The following is a 12344-nucleotide window of genomic DNA, read 5'->3' on the forward strand; positions in this document are numbered from 1 at the left end:
AAAGTTATAAAAAGCACAGTTAATAGATAAAAGTATTAAAAAATATTAGAACCGTTCTTTTTTTTATAAAAGAACTCTTACCTAATACAAAGCTAAATTAGCTTGATAAAAATTGATTATGTTAAAGTGTTCCTCTTTTTTGTTGCTCTCTTTCTATGGATTCAAAAAGTGCTTTAAAGTTGCCTGCACCAAAACCTTTTGCTCCCATTCTTTGAATGATTTCGAAAAACAAAGTTGGTCTGTCTTCTACTGGCTTTGTAAAAATTTGTAACAAATAGCCTTCTTCATCTGCATCTATCATAATTCCTAAAGCTTTTAAACTTTCGATATCTTCTCTTAATTCGTGGCTAAATTCTTCTAATCTACCAGGAACAGCTTTGTAATATTCTTCTGGTGGTGTAGATAAAAACTCTACTCCATTTAAGCGTAATTGTGTTACTGTAGCAACAATATCATCTGTAGCAACAGCAATATGTTGTACACCTGCACCTTCGTAAAAATCTAAATATTCTTCTATTTGCGAACGTTTTTTTCCTTCTGCTGGTTCGTTTATTGGGAATTTTATGCGTCCATTTCCATTAGACATTACTTTACTCATTAATGCTGAATATTCTGTATGAATTTGCTTGTCATCAAAAGATAAAAAGTTTTCGAAACCCATTACATCTTCGTACCATTTTACCCAAACATCCATTTGATTCCAACCTACATTACCCACCATGTGATCTATGTATTTTAAACCTGCAATTGGCGGATTGTAATCGGATTCCCATTTTTTAAAGCCAGGTAAAAATGCACCTTTGTAATTTTTACGTTCTACAAACATGTGCACAGTTTCTCCATAAGTATAGATTCCTGCTCTAACCACTTCTCCATGTTCATCTTTTTCTACTTTGGGTTCCATGTACGATTTTGCGCCTCTTGAAGTGGTTTCTTCATACGCTTTTCTGGCATCTTCTACCCAAAGTGCTACTACTTTTACACCATCGCCATGTTTTACAATATGATCGTTAATTGGAGATTTACTATTAAGAGGAGTTGTGAGCATTAACTTGATTTTGTCTTGGGTTAACACATAACTTACAGAATCTTTAGATCCTGTTTCTAAACCACGATAGGCATGCGATTGAAACCCAAATGCTGTTTTGTAGAAATGTGCCGCTTGTTTTGCATTCCCTACATAAAATTCAACATAATCTGTACCTAACAATGGAAGGAAATCTTGTGCTCCTTCGAATATTTTTTCTAATCCGTAATTGACTGATTCTATTTTTTTACTCATCTGTATTTTGTATAGAAGATAGAAAAAAGAGACAAGAAAAAAGACTTTTAAAGTTTGTTTTGAAAGCCCATTGTCATTTTTTGAAATTCTTGAATCTTCAATTCAATCTTTGTTAATTGTTCTTTTGTTATATACTTTCTTTTAAAAGCTATTATTAATTGTGTTTCTAATTCATATGATGACCCAAGAGAAATATCAATAAAATGAGAAAAAGATTTATCTGTTCTTGATGAACCTTCTGCAATGTTACTTGTAATAGAAACTGAACACCTACTTATTTGAGATATTAATCCAAATCTTTCATCTTTTGGAAACTCTCCTATTATAGAATAAACATCATCTACAATTTCGATTCCTAAATTCCAAATCTTTAAATTTTTGTAGTTATGTCTTTTCCTTTTTTCCATTCTCTTTATTCTTTTTTCTTGATTCTCTTTTCTAATTACTCCAACCAAGATTTATAATATGCTTCATCTGCAATTTTTATGGCTTCTTCTGTAACTTGTAAAGGTTTAAAAGTATCTACCATAACTGCTAATTCTTCGGTTTTTGTTTTACCAATACTGCGTTCTGTAGCTCCTGGATGTGGACCATGTGGAATTCCTGCAGGATGCAAAGAAATATGACCTTGTTCGATATCGTTTCTGCTCATAAAATCGCCATCTACATAATACAAAACCTCGTCTGAATCGATATTACTATGATTGTAAGGTGCAGGAATTGATTGCGGATGATAATCATACAAACGTGGCACAAAACTGCAAATTACAAAGGCATTGGTTTCAAAAGTTTGATGCACTGGTGGTGGTTGATGAATACGACCTGTAATGGGTTCGAAATCGTGAATTGAAAATGCATAGGGAAAGTTATAACCATCGTAACCTACTACATCAAAAGGATGTGAGGCATAGATCATTTCTATAATTTCGCCTTGTTTTTTTACTTTGATTGTAAAATCGCCCAATTCATTATGCGTTTCTAATTCTTGTGGTCTGCGTAAATCGCGTTCACAAAAAGGCGCATGTTCTAATAACTGACCAAACCAGTTTCTGTATCTTTTTGGCGTGTAAACTGGACTGTAAGATTCTACAATAAAAAGACGATTATTCTCGTCATCAAAATCTAATTTGTAGATAATTCCGCGTGGAATTACCAAATAATCTCCGTATTTAAAGTCGATATTTCCTAAATGCGTTCTTAATTTTCCTGTTCCTTTGTGGATGAAAATTACCTCATCTGCATCTGTATTTTTATAAAAATAATCTTTTGTTGATTCTTTTGGAGCTGCTAAAATGATGTTGCAATCAGAATTGGTTAGCACCACTTTTCTACTTTCTAAATAATCGTTTTCTGGTTTTACTTGAAATCCGCGAAAGCGATAAGATTGTATATTATTTGCTTTGGCAATTTTTGGTTTTACAGAATATTGTTTTCTAATTTCTTTGACCATTGTTGGCCTATGTTCGTGATAAGAATTTGTAGACATTCCATCAAAACCAATGGTACCAAAGAGTTGTTCGTAATACAAACTGCCGTCTTTTTTACGAAACTGTGTGTGTCTTTTGGGTGGGATTTCTCCTAATTTATGATAAAAAGGCATATTGTTCTTTTTTGACATTCCTGTAAAAACAGGAATCTTGTTAATGATTGTTCTTTCTTATTTTCGAGTTTCCTGCCTTAGCAGGAATGACAGAAAGAAACTTCATTCTGGATTGCGTTTTATTAAAAATTTTAAGTGTATGAGTAACTCTAAAAACATCTCAATCGATTTCGTTGTGTAACAAAGATACAAAAAGTACATCAGAAAGTTTTGTTAAGAGTAGGATGGGATTTGTTGTATCGATAAGATTTTTTGAAATCCGTTCACTTAAATTTGAGTAAAAAAAATCCGAAACAATGTTGTTTCGGATTTATATATTTTTTGCTGATACTTTTTATTCTGTTGGTAATCTTTCGTCTATCATTTTTAATGGCATATCTCCCATTAAATCGAATATATCAATAATACTTCTTACAGTATCTTCTTCTTCTACTTGCTCATTTACAAACCATTGCAAAAATACTTCCGATGCAAAATCGTTTACGCTTCTTGCTTTGCTAAAACATTTATAAATAGATTGTGTAACCCCAATTTCTTGGTCTAAAGATTTTTCGTAAATTTCTCTTAACCCTTCAAAATCATTGTTTACTTCTGGTATTGCAGGCGAAATTGCTGCGCCTCCAGCATCATTTACAAAGTTGAAAATTTTCATACCATGTGCTCTTTCTTCTTCTGCTTGCCTGTAAAAAAAAGCTTTGCTATTTAAAAGTTCACGTTGGTCGCACCAAGATGCCATTGCTAAATAAGAAGCAGATGCATGCATTTCTAGTGCTATTTGGTCGTTTAACAAATCCATCACTTCTGGATGTATGGTCATTTGTCTTCTTATGGCTGTTTTCATAATTATCAATATTTACTATACAAAATTACAAATAAAACAGATTATATCTATACTAAAATTTATATTTAAATGTAATCTAAATAAAAGAAAAAAGGTGATAATCGAAATGCTAATAGTTGCAAAAACAGAGTTCTATTTCTTCTTTTAAATCTAACAATTTTGGAACCTCAAAAAATTCTAAATGTTTTCTATCTGCAATAAATAAGAGCACAAAGTTTTCGTTTTGAATGATGTGTTCTAAACTATCTAAACTAGTTAAAGTTTGTACTTTATTTCTTAATTGTAGTAATTGTGGAAAAGTAAGCGACATTACTTTATCATCTATCTTTAATTGATAGTTGCAAAACGTAATTTGTTCTAGTTTTATATTGAATTGTATGCCTGTAAAAACGCTCACAGTACAAAAATAAACATTTATTTAGAATAAATAAAAATAATTTTATAAATTAATTTAGGCTAAGATTTTAGATAATTTAAATGATTAAATAAAAAACTACATATTTCTTTTAATTGGCCCTGTAAAATCGTCAATATCATCTTTTACGCCATTAATTTCTTTATTAATATCTTTAGCAATATTGGTATCTAAATTGTGTTCTTTAGAAGTATTGTTAATTTCTCTTTTAATATCGTTAGTAGCATCTTTTACTTGACGCATTCCTTTCCCTAATCCTCTAGCAATATCAGGTATTTTATCTGCACCAAACACCATAACAACAATTAACATAATTACAAATATTTCTGGTGCACCAATAAATAAAAAAATTGTATTCATAGATGAAACAAAGATAATAGTTATTCTGTAACTAATTTAATTTAATGACACTAAAAATCAGTCAATCAAAATTTAAAAGCTGTTTTTATAGCTTCCTTTTTTAAAGTCATTTTGTTAAAATAATTGAAATCAACTTATTTTATAAAAAACTGTTTATAAATAGTTTATATAATTTCAAATGCTTTTTTTTTATTTTTTAAACAATTTGTTTTTTTTAGAAAAAAGTGTACCTTTGTAAGTAGTAACCCCTAAACCCCTAATTATGAAACCCCTACTTAAAAGTATAGCTTTAGCTGTAATTGTTATCTGTGCATTATCTTTTAACAAAAAAGAAACAAAACCTTTAGAATCAGCCCTAAATTTAAAGAGTATTAACATTGATAAAGTGCTTTCAATGCATCAATTTGAGTGCAGACCTTCTTCTGATTTTAATTTTGATGTAGAAACTAGTATCATCAAAAAAATTAGAGGTGGCAGTAATATCAAAACTAAAGTATTTATCGTTGATAAAACTACAGGAAGAAAAAAATTATTAGCTCAAGAAAACATACAAGTTAAAAATTTTAAAGACGCAATTGCTATTAAAGATCATGGAAATAATGAACACTATGTAAAAAACTTTAAATTAGTTAATGGTGATAAAATAGTGGGAAGCCAAAATGATAACCCATACAACTTTCAAGAATTGATTCAGTATGATTTTATTTACAACAAATATATTCGTGCTACTAATAAACTTTTACATTTAAAAAGGTCTATTTAGAAAATAATTAATTTAAATTTTTTGCCTAAAACCTTTAGTATTTTTTGCTTTTTGATATCTTGAAAACCTAAATATCATTACATTTTTGTTTTACTTTTTCTTTGATTGTTTACCTTGCATCAAAAAGTAAAAATGCTCAAAAATCCTGAATTAGAACTTGCTATTAATTTTATTGATAAAACAGCTAGAAACCTTTTTATTACAGGAAAAGCAGGTACAGGAAAAACTACTTTTTTACATCAAATTAAAAATGAATCTTTAAAAAGATTGGTAATTGTTGCGCCAACAGGTGTTGCAGCTATTAATGCAAAAGGAGTTACCATTCATTCGTTTTTTCAAATGCCTTTTGGCCCAATTTTACCAAATCAAACACAAAACAACCAACAGCGAAGATTTTCTAAAACAAAAATTGATATTATTAAATCGTTAGATTTAGTAATTATCGATGAAATTTCTATGGTTCGTGCAGATTTGTTAGATGGTATAGATCAAGTGATGAGACGTTATAAAAACCGTAATAAAGTGTTTGGTGGTGCACAAGTATTAATGATTGGAGATTTGCAACAATTAGCACCTGTGGTTAGACCAAATGAATGGAGTTTACTAAGAAATCATTATGAAACCGTTTATTTTTTTAGTTCAAAAGCATTTCAAGAAGCCAATGTTGTTTCTATCGAATTAAAACATATTTATCGTCAAAAAAATGAAGCTTTTATTACCATTTTAAATGAAATTAGAAACGATAATTTATCTGAACAATCTGCAAAAATTTTAAACGAACGTTACAATCCAACCTTTTCGCCAGATAAAGAAGATGGTTATATTACACTAACCACACATAATAAAAGAGCCAATTTAATCAACGAATCTGAACTGAATAAACTCAAAAACAAAAGCTACTTTTTTGAAGCTGATGTTTCTGGAAAGTTTAATGAAAACTCTTTTCCTAATGACGAAAAATTAGAACTTAAAATTGGGGCACAAGTAATGTTTATTAAAAATGATTCATCACCAGAAAAAAGATATTTTAATGGTAAAATAGGAATCGTTACTGATATCTCTAGCCAAAATGTAACCGTTCAGTGTGCCAATGAAGTTGACGAAATTGTTACAGAAAGAGAAAATTGGGACAATGTAAATTACTCCATCAACGAAGAAACAAAAGAAATTAAAGAAGATGTAATTGGTTCTTTTTCTCAAATTCCATTACGATTGGCTTGGGCAATTACCATTCATAAAAGTCAGGGTTTGACTTTTGAAAAAGCAATTATAGATGCAGAAGCTTCTTTTGCTCACGGACAAACTTATGTGGCGTTGAGTAGGTGTACTTCTTTAGAAGGTTTGGTGCTAAAAACTCCAATTTCTAGCAATGCAATTATTAATGATAGCACAGTAAGTTCTTTTAATCAAAGTGTAGAAGAGAATCATCCTGATGAAAAAGAATTATTGCAATCAGAAAAAGAGTTTCAATTGAATTTAATTGCAGAATTGTTTGATTATCAACCTTTTTTATACCCTACAACGCGTTTGATTGACATTTTTTACAAAAATCAAACTTCTATAAAAGGTGATGTTATCGATCATTTACAAACTATAAAAGATGATGGAGTTGTTGCTTTAATGAAGATTTCGAACGGATTTAAAAATCAGTTGAATACTCTCTCAGAAGACAATGTGCTGCCAGAAAATAGTTCTCAAATTCAAGAACGATTTACAAAAGGCGTAGCTTATTTTTTAAATCATACTAAAAATAACATTCAAAAACCTTTGGATGCGATTCAATTTTCTACAGATAACAAAGCTGTAAAAAAAGACTTTTCGAAACAGTTTGATGCTTTACAAGAAAAATTAGAAGAAAAGTTATTTGCTTTAGAGAAAATGACAAATGCTTTTAAGGTAAAAGAATATTTACAAGTTAGAGCAGATTCCGTTTTACAAAAAACGGAACCTAAAAAGAAGAAAAAATTATCGACCAGAAAAGACCCTTTATTGGCTTTAAAATTACGCGAGTTACGAGACGAAATTCGAATTGCAGAAAACATACCAGCGTTTCAAATTTTTACACAAGAAACTTTATATGCAATGTGTGATGCTTTACCGAGAACAGAAAAAGAATTGCTAAAAATTTCTGGAATGGGAAAAATTCGCGTGAAAAAATATGGTGAAGAAATTTTAGAAGTCATTGAAACCTATTGCAAAGAAAATGGTATTAACAAATTCAATGAACAGAAAAAAGAAGATAAAAAAAACACCAAACAAATTACCTTTGAGTTGTTCAAATCAGGCTTATCACCCAAAGAAATTGCCAAAGAACGTAGCTTAACGTTAAACACCATTCAAAGTCATTTAATGACGTTTATTCCTACAGGTGATGTTGATATTTTAGAGTTGATTGAATTAAAACGTTATAAAAAAATCATTCATCAAATAGAAGAAGTAGAGTTTAAAAATCTTACAGAACTCAAAGAAAAAGTAGATAAATCTTTTACTTTTATGGAGTTGCGTATGGTTTTGTTGTCTATGGAGCGTTAGAATTAATTCTTGATTTTATTCTTTTTAACTACAAATAATTCATCATCAGAATGTCATTTCGAAATGAGCTTTTCAGCGATTGAGAAATCTTAGAATTAATTAATCATATTACACAAGATTCCTCCTCATTCTTCGTTCGGAATGACATTTTGATTATAAAACATCATTGTTCAGGAAATCCCAATTTGGATTAAATTCAGATATGAGTTTATTTTTCTTTTCTCTTCTCCATCCTTTCAATTCTTTTTCCCTAAGTATAGCTAAATTAATGTCATCAAAAGTTTCATAATACAGTAAATAATAACAATTATATTTTCCTGCAAAAGACCTTTTAGCATTTTGACTATCAAAATAATGTTGAGAAAGTCTTTTTTGAAGATTATTTGTTACTCCAATATATAAAACTGTTTTCTTTTCATTTGTAATTATATAAATAAAGTATTTTTTAAACATATTTAAATATAATTAATTTCTACAATTAACAATAAATCATCAGAATGTCATTTCGAAATGAGCTTTTTTTAGCGATTGAGAAATCTTAAAATTAACTAATAATATTGTGTTAGATTTCTCCTAACGTCGAAATGACATTCGTTAGATAATAATTATTTTCTTAACTTTAAAACATCAACCCAAAAACTTATTCTTATGAAATTAGGAGCCATGTCCATCAGTTTAGCAGTAAAAGACATTCAGAAGTCAAAAGCATTTTACGAAACCTTGGGTTTTACTGTTTTTGCTGGTCAATTAGAAAACAACTACTTAATTATGAAAAACGGAAATGCTTTGGTTGGTTTGTTTCAAGGGATGTTTGAAAATAACATTTTAACGTTTAATCCTGGTTGGGATGAAAATGCCAATAAATTGGATGCTTTTGATGATGTGAGAGACATTCAAAAACACTTAAAAGAAAATCATATTCAATTAGAAAGTGAAGCAGATACTAACACTTCTGGACCCGCAAGTATTGTATTTTTTGATCCTGATGGAAATACGATTTTGATTGATCAGCATGTTTAAAATCATATATCATCCAATTTTATCTGACTTTGTTCGGTTACAATTTTCACATAAAAGTTGAATATTTCTATAAGTGTTTGATCCACCTTTGGAGAATGGAATGATGTGATCAAATTCCAATTTTTCATTTGAACCACATTCAACACATTTACCATTGTCTCTATTCCAAACTTGATTCTTAACTTTTTGACTTATTCGTCTTGTTTTATTTTTTGTAGAATCAGTTAAAATCTCTTTTTCAGGTTCTTTTAATGCTTCAAATTTGAAGGCTGAATATAATGAGTTTCCTTTTCTAACTGCATTAAAATCCCATTCTAAATAATTCTCTAAATAATTTTTAATTCTACTATTACCCACAGAAAGATATTCTTGATAATGTAATAAATATACATCTAGAATAGTTTTTATATCCTCTATTGAATCAACACTGTGTTCTTGTTTTCTTTTACAATTACAACATCTAAATACTATTGTTGAGTTAATATCCCAAATCTGAAAAATTACATTAGAACATTTTATACAAGGAGTAATTTGGTTAGATAACTGAATTAAAATATTCTTTATTTCTTTTTTTAAGTTTAATGTTTTTTCATTTTCATCAAGCCATTTATCAAATTCTTTTTTTTCTTTTGGCTTCTCTAATAATTGATACCAAACCCCTATAATTATAACTAAAATAATTATAACAATAAATATAATAAGTCCTTCAAACTTATCTTGATTAAATTTTAAAAAAGTATTCATTTTATATCCTTTAACACCAATTGTATCGACTTAAACCCATTCCATTCGTTTTCATCTAAGGTATACACAATATCAAAATCGTTTTGAATAACCTAAATTTTATTACCAAATTAAAAGACCACTAAATCTAACACCAATACTAGGGAACCATTTATAAACTATTTCACCATCAACATATATTTCACTTTCTTGATTTTTCAGCGTTAAAATACCTCTACAAATTAAAATTTCTTCATTTGCTTCTGTCATAACAATTTTAGGTAATATGTGTTCCAAGTACTTTTCTTTTTCAAACATTTCACAAATTTAAACTTTATCAAACATAATTTAAGCAGTAACCTCGATCAACTTATTTCTATACGCAGTTAATAATTTTGATTTCGATATAAAACCTACATAGGTATTGCCTTTAATTACTGGTAAATTCCAAGCGCCACTTTCTTTAAATTTTTGCATTATTTGCGATACAGAATCTTCATATTGTATGGTTTCTGGAGCAGCTTTCATAATGGTTTGTACTGTAACACTTTTGTACATTTCTGAGTCGAACATTATTGGGCGGATATCATCTAACAACACAATACCTAAAAATCGGTTCTTTTTATCAATAACAGGAAAAATATTTCTGGTTGATTTTGCTACCGCTTTTTTTAGCATATCTCCTAAAAACATTTCTGGATAAACGGACTTAAAATTCTTTTCAATCAATTGATGAATGTCCATCATCATTAGTACATTTTTATCTTTATTATGGGTAATTAATTCGCCTCTTTGTGCTAATTTGTAGGTGTAAATAGAATTGGATATAAAGTATTTTGTAAAGGCAAATGAAATAGCAGCCACCAACATTAAAGGCACAAATAAATCATAACCACCAGTAATTTCTGCAATTAAAAAAATGGCGGTTAAAGGCGCATGTAAAACTCCTGCCATTAAACCTGTCATACCAATTAACGTGAAATTTGCTTCAGATACATGAAAACCAAAACCCAAATTATTAATAATTTTTGCAAAGGCATTGCCTAATGCACTTCCCATCACCAAAGTAGGTATAAAAATACCACCAACACCACCAGCAGCAAAGGTTGTACTCATGGCTATTGCCTTAAAAAATGTAATTAGCAAAAGAAGAATAATTACAATCCAAATATTGGTTTCATCAAAAGAAAAAGGTGTATTACCAATAGCTTCAATATGATTTCCTTTTAGTAAATTATTGATTAAACCATACCCTTCACCATATAAAGAAGGCATTAAAAACAAAATAAGTCCGATAATGATACTTCCAAAAATTAAGCGTGTAAAACGTTTTTCAAAGCGATGAAAAAATTTACGAATTGAAAAGTAAACTACAGAAAAATAGACAGATATAATACCCGTAAAAATTCCAAAGATGGCATAAAAACCAATTTCATCGATTTCAAATTTTTCATTCAATTCAAAACCCAATAACACATCAGAACCTAAAAAGAAATACGAAGTTACAATTGCGGCTACAGAGGCTAACAAAAGTGGAACTAATGACACAAAAGCAATATCTAAACTAAACACCTCTAAAGCAAAAACAATACCTGCAATTGGTGCTTTAAACATTGATGACATTGCACCTGCTGTTGCACAACCAATTAACAACATTCTCGTTTTTGTGTTCATATGAAACAAACGCGAAGTGTACGAGGCTAAAGCTGTACCAGCACTTACTGCTGGCCCTTGTAAACCAACAGAACCTCCAAAACCTACTGTAATTGGTGCAGTTAATAAAGAGGCATACATATTGTAATTGGGAATGATTCCTTTTCGTTTAGAAATAGCATACAAAGTTGTAGAAATACCATGACCAATATGTTTTTTTAACCATGTTTTTTTGATGATTGTTACGATTAACAAACCAATAATTGGAAAAATAAAATAGATTGAACCTTGATGATTTTTTAAAAAATCAATAGATAATAACAACTGAATATAGTGTGTAAAGTTCTTTAAAACCACAGTACCAATACCTGCTAAAAAACCTACTAAAATGCTTAGAATATACACAAACTGGCGTTCAGAGATGTATTTATATCTCCACAGTAAAATTCGTTTTAAAAGTTTGTTTTTTGTTGGCATTGATGTTTTTATATAAAAACTTACTAATAGATTCTTTTTTGGTACTTTAAAAAACCGCTTTCACGAATTTCTTTATGAATTGCTACAATATCCTCTGGAATTTCTGGAATTAATAACCAATTTACATCTAAACCGTTTCTAATGGCTTCTTCCATTAAGAATTTATTAGCGGATATAAGGTTTCCTAAAACTTTTAAATTCTCTTCAAATTCTATAAAAAAATCATCATTTAATTTATTAATAATTAAAAGAATTTTAAAAACTCTTGCCATTACAGCTATGCAAAACTTTTTTCGTTTTGCTGGTGGCTTACTATTTAAAATAAAGTTTCTGTTTAGTTTTAAAACTTCATTTAGCATTACTAAATTCAAGTGCGCTTCACCAAATTTATCTTTAGTAATACTTACGTGTTCGTTAATTAATCCACTTAAATCTCTAACCTCAAAATTTAAATAACCAATAGAACTATGCCCTTTTTGTGCAGTTCTTTCTACAAAAGACAACAAACGTTTTTCAAGCTTATCTCTTTGATCTTCAACAGTATCAGTATTTACTAATTCAAACAATAAACGATTTGCAAGAACAAGATCTTTTTTTAGCAAACGTAAAATCAGTTTATCTTTTTCTTTTGAGGGTAGATTGCTTAGTGCTTCTTTAAATTCTTTAGAATATGTCATT

At 29.3% G+C, this 12344-nt stretch carries 15 protein-coding genes; 3 read left to right on the forward strand and 12 right to left on the reverse strand.

Annotated features, from left to right (window positions below; translation table 11 throughout):
• Nucleotides 1-121 precede the first annotated feature (121 nt).
• The 6 genes from hppD to ACTG3V_RS03755 all read right to left on the reverse strand — a co-directional run bounded on the left by hppD (nt 122) and on the right by ACTG3V_RS03755 (nt 4498).
• The gene (gene hppD, locus ACTG3V_RS03730; protein ID WP_439130793.1) at nt 122-1282 is read right to left on the reverse strand and encodes a 4-hydroxyphenylpyruvate dioxygenase; all 1161 of its coding nucleotides are present in this window, start codon (nt 1280-1282) and stop codon (nt 122-124) included.
• 47 nt (nt 1283-1329) lie between these two features.
• The gene (locus tag ACTG3V_RS03735; RefSeq protein WP_439130794.1) at nt 1330-1689 is read right to left on the reverse strand and encodes a four helix bundle protein; all 360 of its coding nucleotides are present in this window, start codon (nt 1687-1689) and stop codon (nt 1330-1332) included.
• Nucleotides 1690-1724: 35 nt separating this feature from the next.
• Nucleotides 1725-2882: a homogentisate 1,2-dioxygenase gene (locus ACTG3V_RS03740; protein ID WP_439130859.1), complete on the reverse strand. Its 1158-nt coding sequence runs from the start codon at nt 2880-2882 to the stop codon at nt 1725-1727.
• 334 nt (nt 2883-3216) lie between these two features.
• Nucleotides 3217-3723, reverse strand: coding sequence for a ferritin (locus tag ACTG3V_RS03745; protein ID WP_439130795.1), 507 nt, complete (start codon nt 3721-3723; stop codon nt 3217-3219).
• Between the two features lie 109 nt (nt 3724-3832).
• Nucleotides 3833-4120, reverse strand: a complete 288-nt coding sequence (locus tag ACTG3V_RS03750) for a hypothetical protein (protein WP_439130796.1) — start codon at nt 4118-4120, stop codon at nt 3833-3835.
• Between the two features lie 96 nt (nt 4121-4216).
• Nucleotides 4217-4498, reverse strand: coding sequence for a Sec-independent protein translocase subunit TatA/TatB (locus tag ACTG3V_RS03755; RefSeq protein ID WP_439130797.1), 282 nt, complete (start codon nt 4496-4498; stop codon nt 4217-4219).
• Nucleotides 4499-4760: 262 nt separating this feature from the next.
• Between ACTG3V_RS03755 and ACTG3V_RS03760 the strand changes: the two genes are divergently transcribed.
• Nucleotides 4761-5261 carry a hypothetical protein gene (locus ACTG3V_RS03760; RefSeq protein ID WP_439130798.1) on the forward strand — a complete coding sequence of 167 codons (501 nt, stop codon included), beginning with the start codon at nt 4761-4763 and terminating at the stop codon, nt 5259-5261.
• 132 nt (nt 5262-5393) lie between these two features.
• Complete coding sequence (locus ACTG3V_RS03765) at nt 5394-7793, forward strand: helix-turn-helix domain-containing protein (protein WP_439130799.1); 2400 nt, start codon at nt 5394-5396, stop codon at nt 7791-7793.
• A gap of 153 nt (nt 7794-7946) precedes the next feature.
• Here the strand turns inward: ACTG3V_RS03765 and ACTG3V_RS03770 are convergent, their stop codons facing one another.
• A complete protein-coding gene (locus tag ACTG3V_RS03770; protein WP_439130800.1) occupies nt 7947-8246 on the reverse strand; it encodes a GIY-YIG nuclease family protein in 300 nt (99 codons plus the stop codon).
• Nucleotides 8247-8441: 195 nt separating this feature from the next.
• Between ACTG3V_RS03770 and ACTG3V_RS03775 the strand changes: the two genes are divergently transcribed.
• The gene (locus ACTG3V_RS03775) at nt 8442-8813 is read left to right on the forward strand and encodes a VOC family protein (protein WP_439130801.1); all 372 of its coding nucleotides are present in this window, start codon (nt 8442-8444) and stop codon (nt 8811-8813) included.
• A gap of 9 nt (nt 8814-8822) precedes the next feature.
• On the opposite strand, the gene ACTG3V_RS03780 is transcribed toward ACTG3V_RS03775, so the two are convergent.
• The 5 genes from ACTG3V_RS03780 to ACTG3V_RS03800 are packed head-to-tail and all read right to left on the reverse strand — an operon-like array spanning nt 8823 to nt 12343.
• On the reverse strand, nt 8823-9557 hold the full coding sequence (locus ACTG3V_RS03780; protein ID WP_439130802.1) for an HNH endonuclease: 735 nt from the start codon (nt 9555-9557) through the stop codon (nt 8823-8825).
• Nucleotides 9554-9646 (reverse strand): hypothetical protein, encoded by a 93-nt coding sequence (locus ACTG3V_RS03785; protein ID WP_439130860.1) that lies wholly within the window; start codon nt 9644-9646, stop codon nt 9554-9556. Before ACTG3V_RS03785 ends, ACTG3V_RS03780 begins: the two co-directional genes overlap by 4 nt.
• Nucleotides 9647-9659: 13 nt before the next feature.
• Entirely contained in the window at nt 9660-9833 is a 174-nt protein-coding gene (locus tag ACTG3V_RS03790; RefSeq protein ID WP_439130803.1) for a hypothetical protein, read from the reverse strand.
• A 51-nt stretch (nt 9834-9884) separates the two neighbouring features.
• Nucleotides 9885-11666: a chloride channel protein gene (locus ACTG3V_RS03795; protein ID WP_439130804.1), complete on the reverse strand. Its 1782-nt coding sequence runs from the start codon at nt 11664-11666 to the stop codon at nt 9885-9887.
• 23 nt (nt 11667-11689) lie between these two features.
• A complete protein-coding gene (locus ACTG3V_RS03800) occupies nt 11690-12343 on the reverse strand; it encodes a hypothetical protein (protein ID WP_439130805.1) in 654 nt (217 codons plus the stop codon).
• Between the last annotated feature and the right edge of the window lies 1 nt (nt 12344).

This window comes from Polaribacter sp., from assembly GCF_965660385.1.
GTDB lineage: Bacteria > Bacteroidota > Bacteroidia > Flavobacteriales > Flavobacteriaceae > Polaribacter.

Bases quoted from the DNA above. Each gene is read 5' to 3' on its own strand.
- ACTG3V_RS03765 (WP_439130799.1), top strand. From the start codon at position 5,394: ATGCTCAAAAATCCTGAATTAGAACTTGCTATTAATTTTATTGATAAA.
- ACTG3V_RS03770 (WP_439130800.1), bottom strand. From the start codon at position 8,246: ATGTTTAAAAAATACTTTATTTATATAATTACAAATGAAAAGAAAACA.
- ACTG3V_RS03795 (WP_439130804.1), bottom strand. From the start codon at position 11,666: ATGCCAACAAAAAACAAACTTTTAAAACGAATTTTACTGTGGAGATAT.
- ACTG3V_RS03740 (WP_439130859.1), bottom strand. From the start codon at position 2,882: ATGCCTTTTTATCATAAATTAGGAGAAATCCCACCCAAAAGACACACA.
- ACTG3V_RS03755 (WP_439130797.1), bottom strand. From the start codon at position 4,498: ATGAATACAATTTTTTTATTTATTGGTGCACCAGAAATATTTGTAATT.
- ACTG3V_RS03760 (WP_439130798.1), top strand. From the start codon at position 4,761: ATGAAACCCCTACTTAAAAGTATAGCTTTAGCTGTAATTGTTATCTGT.
- ACTG3V_RS03780 (WP_439130802.1), bottom strand. From the start codon at position 9,557: ATGAATACTTTTTTAAAATTTAATCAAGATAAGTTTGAAGGACTTATT.
- ACTG3V_RS03775 (WP_439130801.1), top strand. From the start codon at position 8,442: ATGAAATTAGGAGCCATGTCCATCAGTTTAGCAGTAAAAGACATTCAG.
- ACTG3V_RS03800 (WP_439130805.1), bottom strand. From the start codon at position 12,343: ATGACATATTCTAAAGAATTTAAAGAAGCACTAAGCAATCTACCCTCA.
- ACTG3V_RS03735 (WP_439130794.1), bottom strand. From the start codon at position 1,689: ATGGAAAAAAGGAAAAGACATAACTACAAAAATTTAAAGATTTGGAAT.
- hppD (WP_439130793.1), bottom strand. From the start codon at position 1,282: ATGAGTAAAAAAATAGAATCAGTCAATTACGGATTAGAAAAAATATTC.
- ACTG3V_RS03745 (WP_439130795.1), bottom strand. From the start codon at position 3,723: ATGAAAACAGCCATAAGAAGACAAATGACCATACATCCAGAAGTGATG.